The organism is Clostridium lentum, from assembly GCF_014287815.1.
Taxonomy (GTDB): Bacteria; Bacillota; Clostridia; order Clostridiales; family Clostridiaceae; genus Clostridium; species Clostridium lentum.
This window is the reverse complement of sequence record NZ_JACOOQ010000003.1, coordinates 118502-139107: the sequence shown is the minus strand read 5'-3', so window position 1 is coordinate 139107 and position 20606 is coordinate 118502. Positions and strand designations below refer to the sequence as shown.

At 28.7% G+C, this 20606-nt stretch carries 17 protein-coding genes; 1 reads left to right on the top strand and 16 read right to left on the bottom strand.

Going from position 1 to position 20606, the window contains the following annotated elements; translation table 11 throughout:
- Positions 1-56 precede the first annotated feature (56 nt).
- From H8R92_RS03135 to H8R92_RS03070, 14 genes are all read right to left on the bottom strand, one after another.
- Positions 57-2951 carry a DNA topoisomerase IV subunit A gene (locus tag H8R92_RS03135; protein ID WP_186834707.1) on the bottom strand — a complete coding sequence of 965 codons (2895 nt, stop codon included), beginning with the start codon at positions 2949-2951 and terminating at the stop codon, positions 57-59.
- Positions 2952-2975: 24 nt separating this feature from the next.
- A complete protein-coding gene (locus H8R92_RS03130; RefSeq protein ID WP_186834706.1) occupies positions 2976-4919 on the bottom strand; it encodes a DNA gyrase/topoisomerase IV subunit B in 1944 nt (647 codons plus the stop codon).
- 255 nt (positions 4920-5174) lie between these two features.
- A complete protein-coding gene (gene gdhA, locus H8R92_RS03125; RefSeq protein WP_334297744.1) occupies positions 5175-6512 on the bottom strand; it encodes an NADP-specific glutamate dehydrogenase in 1338 nt (445 codons plus the stop codon).
- Positions 6513-6634: 122 nt separating this feature from the next.
- Entirely contained in the window at positions 6635-7747 is a 1113-nt protein-coding gene (locus tag H8R92_RS03120) for an MGDG synthase family glycosyltransferase (RefSeq protein ID WP_186834704.1), read from the bottom strand.
- Positions 7748-7783: 36 nt separating this feature from the next.
- On the bottom strand, positions 7784-8398 hold the full coding sequence (locus H8R92_RS03115) for a DUF2238 domain-containing protein (RefSeq protein WP_186834703.1): 615 nt from the start codon (positions 8396-8398) through the stop codon (positions 7784-7786).
- Positions 8395-9360: a rhomboid family intramembrane serine protease gene (locus tag H8R92_RS03110; protein WP_186834702.1), complete on the bottom strand. Its 966-nt coding sequence runs from the start codon at positions 9358-9360 to the stop codon at positions 8395-8397. The genes H8R92_RS03115 and H8R92_RS03110 overlap by 4 nt, the downstream gene beginning before the upstream one ends.
- Positions 9361-9362: 2 nt before the next feature.
- Positions 9363-11159, bottom strand: coding sequence for an oligoendopeptidase F (pepF, locus tag H8R92_RS03105; RefSeq protein ID WP_186834701.1), 1797 nt, complete (start codon positions 11157-11159; stop codon positions 9363-9365).
- A gap of 38 nt (positions 11160-11197) precedes the next feature.
- Complete coding sequence (locus tag H8R92_RS03100) at positions 11198-11596, bottom strand: DUF6762 family protein (protein WP_186834700.1); 399 nt, start codon at positions 11594-11596, stop codon at positions 11198-11200.
- A gap of 53 nt (positions 11597-11649) precedes the next feature.
- Positions 11650-11916, bottom strand: a complete 267-nt coding sequence (locus H8R92_RS03095) for a hypothetical protein (RefSeq protein WP_186834699.1) — start codon at positions 11914-11916, stop codon at positions 11650-11652.
- Positions 11917-12006: 90 nt separating this feature from the next.
- Positions 12007-12246 (bottom strand): sensor histidine kinase, encoded by a 240-nt coding sequence (locus H8R92_RS03090; protein WP_330606866.1) that lies wholly within the window; start codon positions 12244-12246, stop codon positions 12007-12009.
- 36 nt (positions 12247-12282) lie between these two features.
- Complete coding sequence (locus H8R92_RS03085; protein WP_022211622.1) at positions 12283-13071, bottom strand: Fic family protein; 789 nt, start codon at positions 13069-13071, stop codon at positions 12283-12285.
- A gap of 16 nt (positions 13072-13087) precedes the next feature.
- Positions 13088-13858, bottom strand: coding sequence for a hypothetical protein (locus H8R92_RS03080; RefSeq protein ID WP_186834698.1), 771 nt, complete (start codon positions 13856-13858; stop codon positions 13088-13090).
- A gap of 72 nt (positions 13859-13930) precedes the next feature.
- Entirely contained in the window at positions 13931-16516 is a 2586-nt protein-coding gene (locus tag H8R92_RS03075; RefSeq protein WP_186834697.1) for a 3'-5' exonuclease, read from the bottom strand.
- A gap of 216 nt (positions 16517-16732) precedes the next feature.
- Positions 16733-17287 (bottom strand): manganese efflux pump MntP, encoded by a 555-nt coding sequence (locus H8R92_RS03070; RefSeq protein ID WP_022211625.1) that lies wholly within the window; start codon positions 17285-17287, stop codon positions 16733-16735.
- 221 nt (positions 17288-17508) lie between these two features.
- Here H8R92_RS03070 and H8R92_RS03065 point away from each other — a divergent pair, with 221 nt between their 5' ends.
- Entirely contained in the window at positions 17509-18699 is a 1191-nt protein-coding gene (locus tag H8R92_RS03065; RefSeq protein ID WP_022211626.1) for a 6-phosphofructokinase, read from the top strand.
- Between the two features lie 51 nt (positions 18700-18750).
- Here H8R92_RS03065 and H8R92_RS03060 read toward each other — a convergent pair whose 3' ends face one another.
- Together H8R92_RS03060 and H8R92_RS03055 are read right to left on the bottom strand one after the other, a co-directional pair.
- Positions 18751-19155: a carboxypeptidase-like regulatory domain-containing protein gene (locus tag H8R92_RS03060; protein ID WP_186834696.1), complete on the bottom strand. Its 405-nt coding sequence runs from the start codon at positions 19153-19155 to the stop codon at positions 18751-18753.
- A gap of 84 nt (positions 19156-19239) precedes the next feature.
- Entirely contained in the window at positions 19240-20532 is a 1293-nt protein-coding gene (locus H8R92_RS03055; protein ID WP_186834695.1) for an aminotransferase class V-fold PLP-dependent enzyme, read from the bottom strand.
- Between the last annotated feature and the right edge of the window lie 74 nt (positions 20533-20606).

The following is a 20606-nucleotide window of genomic DNA, read 5'->3' as shown; positions in this document are numbered from 1 at the left end:
AAATAAACACAGTAGAATATTGTATTTTTCACCAATATATCTACTGTATTTATCAATTAAAAGTTTACTTCTACTATTTCATCATTAAGTTCTGTTACCATAATTATACTTCCTCTTCCAGCCCTATTTTGTAACTTAATGTCTGTCATCTTAATTTCTTTCTTTTCCTTATTTTTAGATATTAATGTTATTATATCATTATTTATTACTTCTAAATCTTCATGATTTTCCTTAACATCTGCAGAAATTACTTCATCACCATCTCTTAAACTAATTCCTGTAACACCTGATGCTATTCTTCCCATTGAATTTACATTTTCACTGGAGAATTTAATTGCCATTCCACCTTTAGTTACTATAATAACATCACTTAAAACATCATCAGCCATTCTCACAGCAATTATCTCATCATTTTCATACTTGAATTTATAACCTTGCTGAACTAAATATTCTCCACCATACTCACTTAAGGCAGTCTTTTTAACCATCCCCTTCTTAGTGAAGAAGTACAGCATCTTTTCCATAGTGAAATCTTTTATAGAGTAAATATCTATAATTATTTCACCTTTACTGAAGCCATCTACTAAACTTGTTAATGGTATTTCTTTTTCATTGATCTTTGTAAGTAAGAATCCCTTAACCTTATATACATTACCTTTATTACTAAATAATATTAAATCACTTAAATTATCAGTATTTACCTTTAATCTATCATTTTTCTTAGCTTTGGCAAAAACTTTGAAATTATTCTTGGCAGTAAGTCCTACAGAGAATTCATAGTATTCAAACTCATTAGTATAAGCTACTTCAACAACTTCATCATCTGCTGTTAAATTAAATAGCTGTTGTCCTAAAACATTTCTTTGCATATCTTCAATCACTGGTACCTGTAACTTGAATTCTAAACCTAGTTTAGATTTTACTTCTAAGAATTGCCCGTCAAATTCACTATCTACAAGAACACAATTTACAACAAATTCATTTTCTCTAAGCTTTAAAGCTTGTAGCTTGCTATAATTTGTTACAAACTTGTCTAATGTACTTTTCTTTATAGTACCCTTATTAGTAATGAATAGAAAACTTCTTTCTGCATCAAATATATTTATGGACATTGCAGATATAATAGTCTCTTCATCTAAATCTAAAGCTTTAATAATGGAATCAATTCTTTCACCTTTTTCTTTCCATTTGCATTCGGGAATATTTATACCTTTAGTTTGATACATATTTCCCTTATCTGTAAACACTATGACGTTCTCTGCTGTATTAGATTTAAATAAGTATTTAAGTTCATCACCATCTCTATAATCTATATCATCAGCATTAGAATTAGATCTAGTGTAACTTCTTACTGGTAATCTCTTAATAAATCCATCTTTTGATAAAGTAATCATTACATCCTCAACAACAATAAGCTCTTCCACATCTATCCTAGCTTCACTATCATTTTCCACCACCATAGTTCTTCTTGGTTTTCTATATTTGTCAGTGATTTCTTTTAATTCAGTTTTAACAACTTTTAAAAGCTCTTTTTCGCTAGCTAAAATCTTCTTTAACTTACTTATTTTCTTTTCTAATTCAGCATATTCTTTTTGAAATACTGTTATTTCAAGGCCAGTTAATCTATAAAGCATAAGCTCTAAAATTGCTTCAGCCTGCTCTTCTGTAAAGCCAAATTTAGTAACAAGATTTATTCCAGCATCCTTTTTAGACTTAGAAGATCTTATGGTAGTAATAACTTCATCTAATATATTTATTGCCTTAATAAAACCTTCAACTATATGGAATCTCTTTTCTGCTATTGATAACTCTTTTATAGTTCTTCTAGTAATAATTTCTTTTTGATGTTCAATATAATGCATTAATATAGTCTTAAGCCCCATTGTTTGTGGCTTTCCATTGGCTAAAGCAACCATATTAAAACTTAAATTACATTGTAAATCAGTTTTCTTAAATAAATATTTAAGAACCTTATCTACTGATTCTCTTGTAGTAGACTTCTTAAATTCTATTACAGCTCTTACTCCACTTCTATCTGATTCATCTCTAATATCAACTATACTTTCAAGAACTTTTTGATGTTTCTTATCACCAGTCATTTCAGATATTGTCTGTAATAATTTCGCTTTACATCTTCTATATGGGAATTCTGTAATAACAATTCCCAATCTACCATTTTCCAATGTCTCTATAGATGTTTTAGCTCTTAAAGTAACCTTTCCTTCTCCTGTTTCATAAGCAGAAAGTAATGATTTCTTACCTATTAATATTCCTCCTGTTGGTAAGTCAGGAGCTTTTATATATTCCATTAATTGCTCTGTAGTTATTTCTGGATTATCTATAGTTGCTAGCACTGCATCTGTTACTTCTCCTAAATTATGAGGAGGTATATTTGTTGCCAATCCTACTGCAATACCAAATGTACCATTTACTAAAAGATTAGGATATCTTGAAGGAAGTACCTTAGGTTCAAAATCACTATCTGAATAGTTAGGAACCATATCCACTGTATCCTTATCAATATCTTTAAGCATTTCCATAGCTATATTGGAAAGTCTTGCTTCAGTATAACGCATCGCTGCTGCACTATCTCCATCCATTGATCCAAAATTCCCATGTCCATCAAATAATGGTTCTCTTGTTGAGAAATCCTGTGCCATAATAACCATTGCTTCATAAACTGATGAATCTCCATGAGGATGGAACTTACCTAATACATCTCCAACTATTCTTGCTGATTTATAATATGGTCTATCTGGAAAAGCCTTTAACAGATATGATCCATAAAGAATCCTTCTATGAACTGGCTTTAACCCATCTCTAACATCTGGAAGTGCTCTTTCTTTTGCAACTTCAACTGCATATGGAAGATAATTATCTGGCATAGCTTCTTCTATTGGAACCGTCATTATGTTCCTATCTCTAGGAATATTTATCTCTTTCTTTGCCATATTTAATTCTACCTCTTCTCTATTTTAAAACTCTGCATATTTATACATATAATTCTTTCTTGGTTCTACTACATCACCCATAAGAAGTGATACCATTTTTTCTGCTTTGGCAGCATCTTCTATGGTAACTTTATAAAGGGTTCTTGTTTCTGGATTTAATGTTGTATCCCAAAGCTGCTCTGGATTCATTTCTCCAAGTCCTTTATATCTCTGTATTAAGAATCCCTTTCCAATTTCTTTTTTAACTTCTTCTAGTTCATCATCACTAAAAGCATATTTAAACACTTCTTTACCTTTTACAGTTTTATAAACTTTATATAAAGGTGGCTGTGCTAAATATAAGTGTCCATTAGTTATTAATGGTTTCATATATCTATAAATGTAAGTCATCCATAATGTTCTGATATGATATCCATCAACATCTGCATCACTCATGATTATTATTTTGTCATATTTTAAATCTTCTTCTCTATAATTATCTAAAGTTCCTGTACCTATAGCAGTATTAAATATCTTAAGTTCCTCTGATGCTAAGACATTTTCAAGTTTTTGCTTTTCAGTATTCATAATTTTACCTTTTGAAGGCATTATGCTTTGGAATCTTCTATCTCTAGCTTGTTTTGCAGAACCTCCGGCAGAATCTCCCTCCACTACGATAAATTCATTTACACTTTTATCTTTTAAAGTACATACAGCTATCTTTCCTGCAAGAGGTGCTGTTCCTTTTCCTACCTTTTTCTTTTCTGCTTCATTGATTTTTTTTATCTTTTCTCTTCTTTGTGCTGCTGCTAAAGCATTGTTTATAAGACTTGTAGCTACTTCTTTATTATCTTCTATCCATTCACAAAACTTAGTATAGGATAAATCATTCATCATTGTATAAGCTTCTGAACTTCCTAGCTTAGTTTTAGTCTGTCCTTCAAAAACAGGATTGGTTATCTTGATTCTTACGATGGCCGTCATACCTTCTCTTAAATCATCACCCTCAAATTCTTTATCTTTTTCCTTAACTAATCCTAATTTCTTAGCCCACTCTTTAAATGCTCTAGTCATTCCTGTTTTAAATCCACTTTCATGAGTTCCAGCTTCTGTTGTTGGAATATTATTTACATAACTTGCTATATACTCTGTAGTTGAATCTGTAAATTGAATGCATACTTCACCAAACATCTGAGTGTTTCCAAGATTTCTTTCACCTTCAAAAATTATAGGATTTTGATGAATTGGTGTTTTACTTTCATTTAAGTATTTTATAAAGTCTAAAAGACCATTTTCTGAATAATATTCCCTTTTTACTTCTTCATCTTTTCTTCTATCTATAAGTTCTAAGTATATTCCTTTATTTTGAAATGATAATTCTTTTAATCTCTCATCTATAACATCGAATTTAAAATCTGTGGTACTAAATACTTCCTTTGATGGTTTAAAAGTTACTCTTGTACCAGTATCCTTTGATTTTCCTACTATTTCCAAAGTAGTAACTGCTGTACCTGGCATATCTTTGCCTAATTCTTTATCAAAAGCATATTCAAATCTCTGTCTATATATATTGCCATTTTGATGAACTTCTACCTCTAACCATTCTGATAGTGCATTTACTACAGCTGCACCAACACCATGAAGTCCACCTGATGTTTTATAATTCTTATTATCAAACTTACCACCAGTGTGAAGTTCCGTATAAACCATTTCCACACCTGTCTTTTTCTTAATTGGATGTACTCCCGTAGGAACTCCTCTACCATTATCTATGATTGTTACACTTTTATCTTTATTTAAGATAATACTTGCCTTATTTCCATAACCATTTGAAATTTCGTCAATGGAGTTATCTAGTATTTCCCATATGCAGTGATGTAATCCCTTTGTTCCAGTAGACCCAATATACATCCCTGGTCTAACTCTTACTGGTTCAAGTTTTTCAAGTGACGTTAAGTCAGTTACATCATACTTAACTCTATTTTCCATGTCTCTTCAATCCTCCAAAAACCATTCTTTAATTTTTAACTATAATATTCTATCACATTTTTATATTTTAACAAAACATACTTTCGATTACATATATTTATTTTTTCCTTTCACATTTTATTATATCTTTCATTAAAAACTTTAAATTATAATATTTTAGTTGCTCTTTATATATTATCTAAAAAGAAAAAAGTTCCCAAAATCTTTGAGAACTCCTTCTTAATTCGTATTTATTAATTTTTAATTTATTAACTTCTAAACAATTCCTTGTGCCATCATCGCATCTGCAACCTTTATAAAACCTGCTATATTGGCACCAGCTAATATATTTCCTTCACAGCCATATTCTTTAGCTGCTTCTGCGGAGTTTTTATAAATATTGGTCATTATATCTTTTAATTTTGCATCTACTTCTTCAAATGTCCATGATAATCTCATGCTGTTTTGTGACATTTCAAGAGCAGAACAAGCAACTCCACCAGCATTAGCAGCCTTAGCTGGTCCAAACAGTACACCTGCATTTTGTAATTCCTCTATAGCATCTAATGTTGTAGGCATATTAGCACCTTCTGAAACAACTTTTGTCCCATTAGTAATTAATACCTTAGCTGATTCTAAATCTATTTCACCTTGTGTAGCACATGGAAGAGCAACATCACATTTAATATGCCATATACCTCTACATCCTTCATGATACTCAGCAGTAGGTACATAATCTAAATATTCCTTTATTCTTCCTCTCTTAACTTCCTTTATTTCCTTTACAGCATCTAAATTAACTCCATTTTCATCATAGATATATCCATTAGAATCACTAATGGCAACAACTTTAGCTCCTAGTTCTGTAGCTTTTTCAGTGGCATATATAGCTACATTTCCTGAGCCAGAAATTACAACTTTCTTACCTGAAAAAGAAATATTGTTAGCATTCATCATTTCTTCTGTAAAATACACTAATCCATATCCTGTAGCTTCTGTTCTAGTAAGGCTACCACCATAATTTAAGCCCTTACCTGTCAAAACGCCCATATGACTTGCATTTCTTAGCTTTTTATAATATCCATAAAGATAACCAATTTCTCTTCCACCAACTCCAATATCACCAGCTGGAATATCAGTATCAGGTCCTATATGTTTATAAAGCTCTGCCATAAAACTTTGACAAAATCTCATAACTTCGCCATTTGATTTACCTTTAGGATCAAAATCCGATCCACCTTTTCCTCCACCTATTGGAAGTCCTGTTAAGGAGTTTTTAAATATCTGTTCAAAACCTAAAAATTTAATAATACTTGCATTAACAGTTGGATGTAATCTTAAGCCACCTTTATATGGTCCAATAGCACTATTAAATTGCACTCTATATCCTCTATTTACTTGTACTTTCCCTTGATCATCTACCCATGGAACTCTAAAAAATATTTGTCTCTCTGGTTCAACTACCCTTTCTAGAATACCAGCTTCAATATATTCTGGATGTGCATCTAATACTGGTGCAATGGAAGTTAATACTTCCTTAACAGCATCGTTAAATTCCTTTTCACCGCTATTTCTTCTCTCTACTTGTAAAAGTACGTCATTTACATATTCAATTCCTCTCACCTTTATAAGCCCCCTTAAAATTTTTTCACTTTATATTATACCCCTTTTCAAAGCAAAAAAGTAATGTTTTGTAAATTTTTTAATATTTTATAAAATCTCTCTTTACTTTTTTATTATTTTATTTCTTTTATTAAACTAAATATATTTTCGCAAGATTTACTTTTATCAAAAGCAATACATGCTTTTTTCATTGTTTTTAATTTTTCATCATTAGTTAATAAAACTTCAATGGTGTTTCTTATACTTTTATCGTCACTGCTTAATCTTATAGCCATATTATTCTTAATAAGAAAATCTGCATTGTCTTCCTCTTGGCCTGGTATTGCATCAAAGATTACCAAAGGTATATTACAAGCTAGTGCTTCAGTTACTGTAAGACCTCCAGGTTTAGTGATTATCATATCGGCACACTTCATATACTTAACAATTTGCTCTGTAAAGTATATAAGCTTTACATCCTTTTCACTTAAAGCAACCTTTTCTTGAAACTTTTCATAAAGCTTTTTATTTCTACCTGTAACTATAATTAATTCAAAATCATAGTCAATATCTATAATATCTTCATAAATTCCAAGTATATTTTTTACACCAAAACTTCCTGCCATCATAAGAACAACTTTCTTATGATGATTTAAATTTACATCATTCATATAAATGCTATTCTTTTTATCATCATAGAAATCATTTTCTATAGGGATACCAAAAGAATGTATCTTATCTTTACCTACACCGGATTTTATCATTTCCTTCATCATATCATCATTAGATACTATATATTCATTTACATTATCTCTTATCCAAGCATTATGTGGACCATAATCTGTCATAATACATATCAAAGGTACATTTATCTTTTTTTTATCTTTTAAATATGCAATCATTTCCGTAGAAAAAGGATGAGTCGTAAGTATTATTTGTGGTTTAAATTCCTCAATAAGAGGAATTAACTTTTTGGCAAATATACTATTCATCCTATTAACATAATTATTCATCATAGGTTTATCATTGCTTAATTTATATAGCTTTCCATATAATTTAGGAGTTTTCTTTGCTAGATATAAATATCCATTTGTTACCGTCTTATCAAGTAACGGATTAATATACTTAAAAGTATCCACTACATTTACGTTGATGGCATTATCTTTTTCCTTAAAATAACTTTTCAAAGCATTTGAAGCCCTTATGTGGCCACCACCGGTAGATGCAGTCAGTATGAGCACATTCATTTTATTCCTCCATAACTATTTCTATAGTTTCTTACTCTATCTATTCATTTCCTTAATAATATTTTCTATAAAAGATATATTTTTTCCTTTAATGTATAGATATATAGGTATATTAGTTATTATGCCCATAATGCTTCCACATATAATATCCATCATTGTATCTATAAGGCTATTATTTTGTGAATGAAATCCAAAAAGTATATCAGTGGAAAATTCCCATATCTCCCATACTCCTGCAGCTGCAATTGAAAATAAAATTGAAAATATAACTGCAAAATAAGTATTAAAATCACCTTTAATTTTTCCATTATTTAAATGTAAAAATAATATAAACCCTATGATAGCAATTATTATACCTGATAATAAGTGTAATAATTTATCATAAATAGGCACTATTCTATATAAATCCCATACATTACCTAAATATATGGCACAAATAGTAAATAATAGTATTACATAAAAACTTATTTCAGATTTCTTTAAAAATGTTATTTTACATGCAAAATAAACCATCCATGCTGTAACTGCAGATAAACCTATTCTAAACAACTCATCATAATCTTTAATCGCATACTTATATACAAATGTTATAATTAATACCACCATATAAATAAGATTAACTAAAAATGGTTTATTTTTTTTAATGGTCATTTAAAATTCTCTCCTTCACCTAATAATAATGCTATTAATGCTCCAACAATAAGCCCACCAAAGTGAGCTGCATTATCAATGTTGCTAGTACTTATACCTATTACTACATTTACAAATATAACTTGTAAAATATTCATCATATATGCTTTTCCTATTTGTTTTCTATGCTTTATACCAAATATAAGTATTGCACCAAGCAATCCAAATATAGCTCCTGAAGCTCCTACTGAAACTGATTGTGGTCCAAAAATATAACTAAATATACTTGCTGCAATAGCTGATAATAAATATATTGTTAAATACTTTATTTTTCCATAAACATACTGAATTTCTGGTCCTAATATTTTTAAAGCATACATATTAAAAAATATATGAACTAATCCTCCATGAAGAAATGCACAAGTTATTAATCTCCAAACCTGCCCTTTATCAATAAGTGAATTTACTTTTGCTCCCATGATTATTAAAGTATCTATATCTATATTAAATATATTTTTTGAAATCCAGGCAGATATTAAAAATACTAACAAATTAATCGCTATTAATATGTTAGTCAACATCATATGTTTATTTCTTTTATTATTTCTGTTTTTTGTAATATTCATTTCATTAATGATAGGAATAAGTAGTTTACAACTACTACTGCTGTAAACTACTTTCTTATCTCTTAATGAATAAATAAGCATATTATCATGTTCATAATAATTATAAGAACCATCTGTGGTTACAATTTCATTTATGACAAAATTTTTATTGCTAAAAGATTTAAGATATCTATATGCCTCATCATAAAGTGAAACATTATATGAATTTTCTACTATCACTATAGCGTAAAGTACCTTTTCATTTTCTAAAATTGCTATCCACTGTTCTTTTTTAAGGCTTTCACTATAAAAATTTCTAATATAAAAACCTGATTTGCTTACTAAAGTATTAAAAAACTTTTTTTCAAATTTATCCATTACTATATTTCTTTCTCTAACATCTCTAATAATTCATTAAATCTATCAATAGTTGCTTGTAGTGGCATAGATGTAGTCATATCCACACCAGCTTTCTTTAATATCTCTATTGGATAATCACTTCCACCACTCTTTAAAAATCCTACATACTTTTCTACAGCATTTTCTTTTCCATCTAAGATATTCTTAGCAAAAGCTGATGCTGCTGCATATCCTGTTGCATATTGATATACATAAAAATCGCTGAAAAAGTGAGGAATCCTTGACCATTCAACATCTATATCTTCATCAACTATCATATCTTCACCAAAATATTTAACATTTAACTCATGCCATTTTTCATTATAATCTTTAGCTGTTAAAGCCATTCCTTGCTCAAAGCTTTCATGAGTCCAAAGTTCAAATTCAGCAAACATCATTTGTCTAAATACAGTAGTTCTGATTTGCTCTAACTCTTGATTAATTAAATATAATCTTCTCTTTTTATCCTTTTCAGTATTTATTAAATGATGGATTAAAAGAGCTTCATTGGTAGTTGATGCTACTTCTGCACAGAATAAAGTATATCCTGCATAATAATAGCTTTGCTCTTTTCTTGAGTAATATGAATGTATTGAATGACCCATTTCATGAGCTAATGTTGATACATCACCTAATTGATAATTATAATTTAAAAGTACATATGGTTTAGTATCATATCCACCCCATGAATATGCTCCACCTCTTTTACCCTTATTCATATATTTATCTACCCAACCATCCTTAATTCCTTGAGTAAATATATCTAAATATTCTTTTCCTAAAGGTGCAAGCCCTTCAACAATCATTTCTACACCTTTATCAAACTCTATATGTTCCTTATCAAGCTCAATCACAGAAACATATAAATCATACATATGCATTTCATCTAAACCTAATAATCTCTTCTTTAATGAAACATATCTATGAAGACTTGATAAATTCTCATCTATTGTCTTAATAGCATTAGTATATACTTCAACTGGTATATCATTTGGTTTTAATGATGCCTCTAAAGCGCTATTATAATTTCTTATTTTAGCTCCAAAATTGAAAGTCTTGATAGAACTTGATAAAGTGGTTGCTAAAGTATTTTCAAATGCCTTATATTCTTTAAATAGTCCTTCAAATGCAGCTTTTCTAACAGCTCTATCCTTTGATCTTATAAATGAAGAATAGTTTCCTTCTGTTAATTCCACAGTGTGCCCTTCTTCATCTTTAATATCACCAAATTTCATATCTGCATTGGTCATTATATTATGAATAGAAGATGCTGAATCAAGACAATCTGATGCTGCTGCTAACAGTTCTTCTTCCTTTTCACTTAAAACATGTGGTTTTTCTTTTAAAATATTTTCCAATAAGAATTTATATTCTTTTAAGCCATCTAATCTTTCTATTTCTTTTTCAACAAATCCATCTTCCAATGAAAGAATTTCTGGTACAAAGTAAGCTGAATATGTAGCATACTCTGCCATATAGGCATCTATTCTATTCATCATGCTTTGATACTTAGTATTGGCCGTATCTTCATCACTTCTTAAATGTGCATATACATAAATCTTTTCTGCTTTTCTAGATATTTTTTCATTTACTTCAAAGTATTCTAATAGCTTTTCTCCAGAACCAAGCTTTCCTTGAAATTCTTTTAATTTAGGTGCTTCTGTTTTAAGCTCTTCAAATTCCTTTTCCCATACTTCATCATTGCTGTATATTTCATTTACAAGCCATTTATCTTCTTCTCTTATTTCCTCTCTTTTCTTTAAAACCTTATCGTCCATAGCCATATCGCTACAATCTATACTGTAGCACTCCTTTCTTATTTATACTCTTCTTCTTTTCCCTCAATATTCTTAAATACCTTTTCCATTGATTCTTCAACTAATTCTATACAAAGATCTAATTTTTCTTTTAAATAATCATAATCATCCTTATATTCAAACTTTACTAAAAATGTTGGATTATATTCATCTTCTATATCCTCTATATCTAACCCTTCACCTTTAAATAATTCATAATCAAATAAATCATAAATAGCAGAATATTGCCATTCTTCTACATCCTCTTTTGTATCAAATATGAAGTAAACTGTATCACCTTTTACATAAAAGTTTTTTACAAATTCAGCACCTTCTGAAACTTGAAAACTTCCAACTTCCTTCGATACAAATCCTGTTTCATTATCTCTTTCCATTAATATTAAACTTGAATAATCCATTGCATTTCTCCTATTTCTCTCTTGTAAAATTTTCATATATTTTTATTATAATATTAGCTTAAAAGTTTATCAAATCTTCTTACTGTTTCAAAGCAATGATAATTCATTCCTTCTTTTGAGTGATTATTAATAAAATCTTTTACTTCTACAGTAAAGTTTTCTGATTCATCTAATTCTATATCTATAGTATCATCTTCATTAAAAGTAAGACTTGTTACTTCTCCATGAGCAATTTCTTCATCTTCATAATAAAAAGTTACTCCTGCATCCACTAGTGTTTCATAAATGTCCATTAACTCTTCTATTTTATCGCTTCTCATTTGTTAATCTCTCCTTATATTATTCCTTTTAAAAATGTTATATAAAATGTAGTACCTTTATTAAGCTGGCTTTCCACTGTAATAGTGCCGTTATGTGCCTCTATTATTTAATGGTATTGTATCTTTATTATATTTCACAACATTACTTTCTATTCTGGCATATTTTAATAAGGTTGTTATAAGCCATTCCATTCTATCTAATTGCTTTGAAGTAAATTCTATAAACATATTTTTATCTTCTACAGACATACTTTCATGATTTTTTAAAATATCATTATAAGATATAAGTGCCGCAAGAGGTGTCTTTAATTGATGTGATATATCGCTTATTATATCTTTTAAAATTCACTTTATTCTTTAAAATCCTTATTCTATATCTAATAAAAACGTATCCTCTAACTCACACATAAATTTCATATATGTTAACATAAACTTAAGCCATGCATCATATTTACCAACTTTTAATGAATCTTCTATTGCATCATAGTAAAAGCCTTTATCTTGGTTTCTAATAATTATTCTTGGATAACTCTTAGCAGTTAAAAGACCATTCATAATAAGCCTTGATAACCTACCATTACCATCCATAAATGGATGTACTCTTACAAAATCTAACTTAAATTTAAAAATATCTATTAACTCTTTATCACTATTATTAAATCTATCTATAGCTTCATTTAACTGCTCTTTAACCTTTTCTGCTAGCGGTGGATTAATTAGGCTATTTGAAATATATACCTGACTACTTCTAATTTTTCCTTCCCATTCACTATTTTCTAATGTATTAAATGTTATATCTTTATGAATTCTACAGATAAGTTCTAAACTTAAATCATTATTTATAGAAAAATTATCTCTTATAGCCCTATTTAATTGTATTACTTCAGTTTGTGATCTTAAATCAGCATCTTGAGCAATTCCTTCAAGTACAGCTTTTGTTTGACCCTTTGTTAAGGTATTACCTTCTATTTTATTAGATGTATATACCTCTAAATATGCAATTCTATCATTAAATGGCCTATATCTGTATGTTTCTATAATCTTAATCATTTCATCTTGCGAAAGCCTACAATTTTTCACATTATAACTTTTAAATTTTACTTTTTTAAAATTAGTAAAAAACTGAACATCTCTAGCTTTAAAATCATCTGACATCTTACTAACCTCCCTATCATAATATTATTTCTTCTATACAATTTCGAATATATTTAGGAAAATAATTTGTAAGTTCGGCATGACTATTATATTTCATCACATCAAACTCACAATCATAATTTAATTTATTAAGCTCATTAACCAAGGGCTTTAAATCACTTTCATAAGTTTCCTCTTCACTGGAATAATGTAAGAATATCTTAGTATTATTCTTAGTGCTTTCTTCTAATTTTTTCTCCATAAGCACATTTAAATACTTTATGGATTCTTCACATGTATTTCCCATAATATATTCTAAAATTTCTTTATGGCCTGGTAAATTTAAATAATTACCTAACATATATTGAGGCGCCCCTGCAATAACATAAGTGTTCTTTCTATCTAAAGCAAAATATAATGCTCCATAAGCACCTTTGCTTGAACCTATATAAACTTCTTTTTTAGGCTTTATCTTATTGCAAATGCTGTTTATCAAACCTTGTACATCTTCTGCAATCTTAAAATCCTTATCTTTTCCTAAATAATATGCTCCTCGTCCATCAAAGCCAAAATCATCTAAGATAAAAAGCTTATTAACATCATAATTTTCAACTGTTCTCATATAGTTATATCTAGCCTTTTGACCTTTAGCTGTGCATGAAGTAAAAAGAACTAATAAAACTTCTGAATTTTTATTTTCTTCTAATATATATTTAACCTTATATTTTTTGCCTTGATAGATTTTCTGTTTCCTTACCATTTTATATTTTGTCTTTAACAAATCTATTGCCTTACTTATCTTCCTCATTTTTACCTCTTAGCTACTTATATTTAATTTCTAATTTTTTTAAACTCCATGAATTTATTCCATAACTCTTAATTAACCTAAGTATTTATAATCTATTAGCTTTATAAACCTACTTTCTTCTCCTATTTTTCCATAAGCATCTTCAAGGCTACATGTCATGTAAAGTCTTTTCTTTGCTCTTGTCATAGCAACATAAAAAGTCCTTTTTTCTTCATCAATATTATTTGCTTTCACTGACATATATGAAGGGAAAGTATTTTCCTTTAGTCCTGCTAAAAATACCGTATCATATTCTAGTCCCTTTGACTGATGCACTGTAATTATAGGTATCTTAGGAAATTTGCTTCTATTTATAATAAGTGCTTCTAAATCACCATTAGATAATGCAGTGATCTTAATTATTTCCATAAGAGCATCCCTATTGCTCTTTTCTTCTTCATCTAACTCCTTTAAAAGCATATAAAAATCCCTCAGACGCTCTATTTTTTCACGTCCCTCTTCTCCTGGATATAAGGTCTTTATACTAAACCCATTAATAACTTCAGCCACAATATCACATGGTCTTAAAGATTCAGCCTTAATAAATAAAGCATTTAATTTATTTCTTATGGCTGTAAAAGCCTTCATATGTCTTGACATATAAGCAATTCTCTCTAGTGATGTAGGTATTATCTTATTTTCTATTGCCATCACTAAAAGTTCTTTTGTGGCTAAAATATCATCCATAGCATCATGGCTTGGTTTGTTAACAGTTTCAAAAATCCTGCTTAATGTATCTAATTTATGATTAGGTAAATTGGAATAAAATCTCTTATAAATATCTAAGGTATCAAAAAAGCCTTTAAATTTTACTTTTCCTAAATTTAATCTACTTAATTCACTAGTTAATATATTTATATCAAATTGTACATTATGCCCTACAATTATTGCATCTTTTGAAAATTCTATAAACTCTTTTAATACAACTTCTTTATCTTCTCCATTTTCCCTTAAGAACTCATCACTAAATCCATGAACATGCTCCGATGATTTTACTGACTTCTTATTCTTTAAGAACTTTTCAAATTTTTCTGTAACCTCACCATATTTATTTATCTTTATGGCTGCTATTTGAATTATTTCATCTTCAGTAACATCAACACCAGTGCTTTCCACATCAAAGACAATAATATTATTATTTTCAAATTCATTGATTAAAAGCCCGTATTTCTCACCAAATAAAACAGTATTTTCATCAATATAATCACAAAGGCTTATGCCTATTGATTTATACTCATCAGATTCTATAGCCTCAAAAGCCTTATCTCCTACACCAGTAGGTAGTCTTTTTACAATTCTTTTTAAACTAATTGCATCATTTTTATTGCCAATAAGCTTTAAAAAAGCAATAATATCTTTTATTTCCTGCCTTCTAAAGAATCTAAACTGATCCACTAAGGCAAAAGAAAAATCTGCTCCTTCTCTAGATAATATATTCTCAATGTTTCCGCTAAGCTCAACATTATATCTATTATTTCTTGTTAGTACTGCTATCTTATTTAAATCTTCACCTTTAGCTTGTAGTCTTCTTATTTCATCCACAATGAATCTTGCTTCTTCCATGGAGCTATTTAAAGCTTTATATTTAATCTTTTCACCTTCAGCTTCCGTAAAAGCCTTTATTTCTTCTTTATATATTTCATTTACTTCATTTTCAAAGGCATTTTTTAAATATGATAAAGATGCCTCTGTAAGATTCTTAGTTGCCCTATAATTTTTTACAAAGATAATTTCCTTTGGTTTATATTTGTTTTTAAACTTGTCAAATATCTTATCAGGTTCTGACCCTCTCCATTTATATATGGTTTGAAAAATATCTCCACAAATTAAAATATTGTTATTGGCAAATATCTTTTCTATTATTGAATATTCCAATAAACTAGTATCTTGTACTTCATCGATATTTATATATTTATATTTGATTTTTAATGCCTCTATCAACTGTTCATCTTTAAATAGCTCTTTTACACTAACAATTATATCGGCAAAATCAACAGCATGATTATTACGTAAAGTCCCATTATAACTATTAATAAGTATATGACCTTTTTCCTTAAGAAATTTTTTTAAATTTAAATTTATATTACCTCTATCTGAACATAAACTATTTATTTTCTCTTCATTTTCTTTAAAAGATAACTTTACTACTTCTTCATAATCTTTTTTTTCATCTTCTGAATAAATATCTCTTCTTGCTCTTTCTAACTTTATAAAATCTAAAAATCTTTGAATTAATGGAATAGGAAAGTTAAAATAATTACATGTCTTTATTATTTCTATACAATCATCTTCATCAAAAACCACAAAATCAGTAAATATATCTGTCCTCTTTTTAGCTTGTTGCTTAATAATATCAAAACAAAAACTATGGAAAGTGCTTACCTTAACCTTATTTCCTTCAGCACCAACAATCTGCTCCACTCTTTCCTTCATTTCCTTACAAGCCTTATTTGTGAAGGTAATACATAATATTTCATCACCAGGCGCCTTCTTAGTTTCTATTATATTAGCAACTCTTCTTGCTAAAGTTTCAGTCTTACCTGTTCCTGCAGAAGCTAAAAGCATAATATTTTCATTTAATTCATTAATAACTGTAAGTTGCTCTCTATTTAGTGCCACAAAAACACCTCCAAAAAAAATATATACTACATTTAATTATATCTAAAATTAAATAAACTACAGATAAAATTATAAAAAATATTACTGGAAGTGTTATTTTCCAGTAATATTTTTCTATAATCCATTAACATAATTAATGCTCCTATTGTTAATAGTCCTATAGTGTTTTTGTTACAATTTTGTGTCAATAAAAGAAAAATTTTATTATTTCTTTATTTAAAAGAATATCATTTTTATTGCAAATAAAATAAGTATTATTCCTCCAAAAAAATCTGCATATTTAGTAACAAAACTTATCCTTCTTATAAAACGACAAAAATAAAATCCTGCAGTGCATATAATAAGAGTTATGATTCCTACAAAAATAGAATCAAGAAAAATTATTTCGTAAGATATTGTAGTTCCTATTGTAGTAAATCCTACTACCAAGGCATCTATACTTACTGAGACACCTAAAATTAAATACATAATATTTTTTAAAACCAAATCTTCATTTTCATTTTTTTCAAAGCCCTCTCTTATCATCATTACCCCTACTATACCTATGGCTATTCCTCCAATAATATTGGGAATTGCAGTAATATATTTTTCAAATAAAAAGCCCATAATAGCGCCACTAAAGAAAAATAAAAATTGAAATAATGCAAAAGATATAATGAAACCTATTTTTTTGCTTCTATTTACATGTTTATTTAATCCAATACTTATAGTTATACCAAATGCATCCATAGCCAAAGCTACTCCAACTATAAGAATATCTTTAATATTCATATGCACACTCCTAAATTATACTTATATAACATTGTATTATCTAATATTTTTACATATGTTACTTGGATACATATTTTCATTTTACTTTTACTTTTTTACATTATATTGTATTTTATTATAAAAATAATACTTTTATTTATCTATTTTTTGTTGTATAGTATATATTGTATTACGAATTAACTTTAAATAGTATAGCATATATAGAAAAGGAGTGTATTTTAATGACAAATTGTATCATAGCACAATCAGGTGGTCCGACTTCTGTAATAAACTCAAGCGTAGTAGGACTTTATAATGCAAACAAAGAGTTAAAAGCATACAATAAGGTTTTTGCAGGCTTAAATGGAATTGAAGGTATTTTAAACGGTAATATAATTGACTTAACTTCTTATAGTGATGAAGAAATTAATAAATTTAGATTTACTCCATCTTCTGGCTTAGGTTCATGTAGATATAAAATGAAAGATTTAGATGAATCAACTGAAGAATATGACAAGTTATTGGACATACTAAAGGCTAATGATATAAAAGCGTTTTTCTATGTAGGTGGCAATGACTCTATGGATACCACTGCCAAACTTAGTAGATATGCAAAAGAAACTGGCATAGATATTACATTTATAGGTATTCCTAAAACTATAGATAATGATTTAATGTATACAGATCACACTCCTGGTTTTGGAAGTGCTGCACAATTTATTGCAAATTCAGTTTTAGAAACATATTTAGATTCTTCTGTATATACTAACAATGGTATATTCATATTAGAAACCATGGGAAGAGATACTGGCTGGTTAGCTGCTGCTGGAGCATTAGCACAAATGAATGGCAAGTCAGTTGCAGATTTTATTTATCTTCCAGAAAGAGCTTTTGATATTGAAATATTTTTAAAAGATGTTACAGATAAATTTAAAGAACAAAACCAAGTATACATAGTTGTTTCTGAAGGTATCAAAGATAAAAAAGGAAAATTCATTTCTGAAATTCAAGCAGATGCCAATGATAAATTTGGGCATGCTCAATTAGGTGGCGTAGGTAATTACTTAAAGAAGCTTATTATAAATGCAGGCATAACAAAAAGAGTAAAGTCTTTAGAGCTTGGCGTACTGCAAAGATGTGCAATGCATTGTTCTTCAGAAATAGATTTAAAGGAAGCTTATGAGGCTGGATATGAAGCATTAAAATATTCACTTACTGGAAAGTGTGGATACATGGTTACAATTGAAAGAACTTCTAATGAACCCTATGAAACTTCTTATTCACTTATTGAAGCTGATAAAGTTGCTAATAATATTAAATACTTTCCAACTGACTGGATTAATGATAAGGGAAATCATATAGAACCACAAGCTCTTAAATATTTACTACCACTAATTTCTCCTCTTCCAGAGTTCAAGGTATTTAATAAATAATATAAACAAAAGGCTCTAGTTTAATTACTGGAGCCTTTTATTTACTTATTTCTATAAAATAGTATCTTCAGATTTTCTATAGCCCTCTCTGCTTCTATTAGAACAGCAATTGTTGTTTCCTAAACATGAACCAACTTGGCAATTACAAATTAGATTGATATTATCTACATTAATATCATCTTTATATATCTTTAGCATATAAGTTGTATTAGGGCATAAAGGTCCAAATACAAACTGGCCATATCTATCTGTAAAAGTATGAGTTATTGGTGTTGGAATTGAACATCTATCAGTAACTTTTAATAATACAACTACAGCATCTGCTATTGCTCTTCCAGAATTATTAACTACAGTACCTAATATTGCAGATCTATCTTCATTTTCTATTCTTGCTATAGCATTTATTTGCTGATTGCACCCAGTTGAAAAAGTACAACTACCTATTCTTCCGCTCATAACATTTCCCTCCTAAGTTGTTATACTATAAAGTATGATAAATTTACAAAAAGGGTGAATTTAATGCAATAAATATATTATTATTTACAAACATTTTTTACATATATATTCTATAGTTTCTAAAAATATATTTACTTCTTTTTCTGAATTATATGCTCCTAAGCTAACCCTTACCATTCCTGGCATACCATTTCTTGCAATATATTCTTCTATTTCATCACTCTTTATACCAAGTAGCCTTCGTGTATACGGGTGTGCACAAAATCCTCCCTGTCTTACTGCAATACCTCTAATACTAGCTAAATATTCTCCAACCATCTCATATCCTAATCTATCTATATTAAACACCATTATTCCTAATCTATCTTCGATATTTTCATTGTCACCATACATAATTACTCTTGGAAAATTTTTCATTCCATCAATCAACATTTTCAGTAATTTCTTTTCATTATTTTCAATTAACCCAAGTCCAATTTTATTCATTTCTTTTAAGGCCTGCATTAATGCAACTGCCCCGAAAAAATTTGGACTTCCTGCTTCATTTTTCTCAGGTGTAGATAGCCATATTAAATGATCATCTAAAACTCTCTCTACAGTTCCTCCACCTTTGGTATCCGGTGGATACTTCTCTATTTCATCCCGCAAACCTATTATTGCACCACTACCAAATGGTGCATATACTTTATGTGCTGAAAATATTAAAAAGTCTATATAATCATCATCTTCTTCTCCACACATATTTACTTCCCTATGTGGTACTAATTGAGCTCCATCAATTATAACCTTTGCTCCATATTTATGGGCTAATTTAGCTACCTTTCTTATATCAGTAATATATCCAGAAACATTAGAAGCACCTGTAATAGTTACATACTTTATTCTTTCTTTATAAATATTAAACATTTCTTCTAACTCTTCCATGATTATGCGACCTTTTTCATCAACTTCTATATATTTCAAATCACACTTATCTCTCCAGGGAAGGTCATTAGAATGATGCTCCATTCTGCTGGTTATTACTATATCATCTTTATTTTCAATTAAAATATTAGACAATTTATTAATTCCTTCAGTGGTATTACTTACAAATATAGCTGTATATTTATTTAGAGGTGCATTAAAATAATCTATAACGTATCTTCTACATTCCTCATATAAATCGCTACTATACTGTGATTTTTGTCCATCGCCACGAGCAATAGATCCATAATTTTCACTAGCTTTTAATACAGCTCTCATAACTTTTTTTAAAACTGGAGTAGTAGCGGCATTATCGAAATTTATAGGAATAATTTGTTTTTTTCCATTAATTACAATCTTATTGTCTAAACCTATAAATAATTTTCTAATTTCATCTATATTATCTCTACGCATGACATTCTCCCCTCCCTTACATACTATTCATTCTAATTTGACATTGCTACTACCTCTTTTTATTATATTTTTAT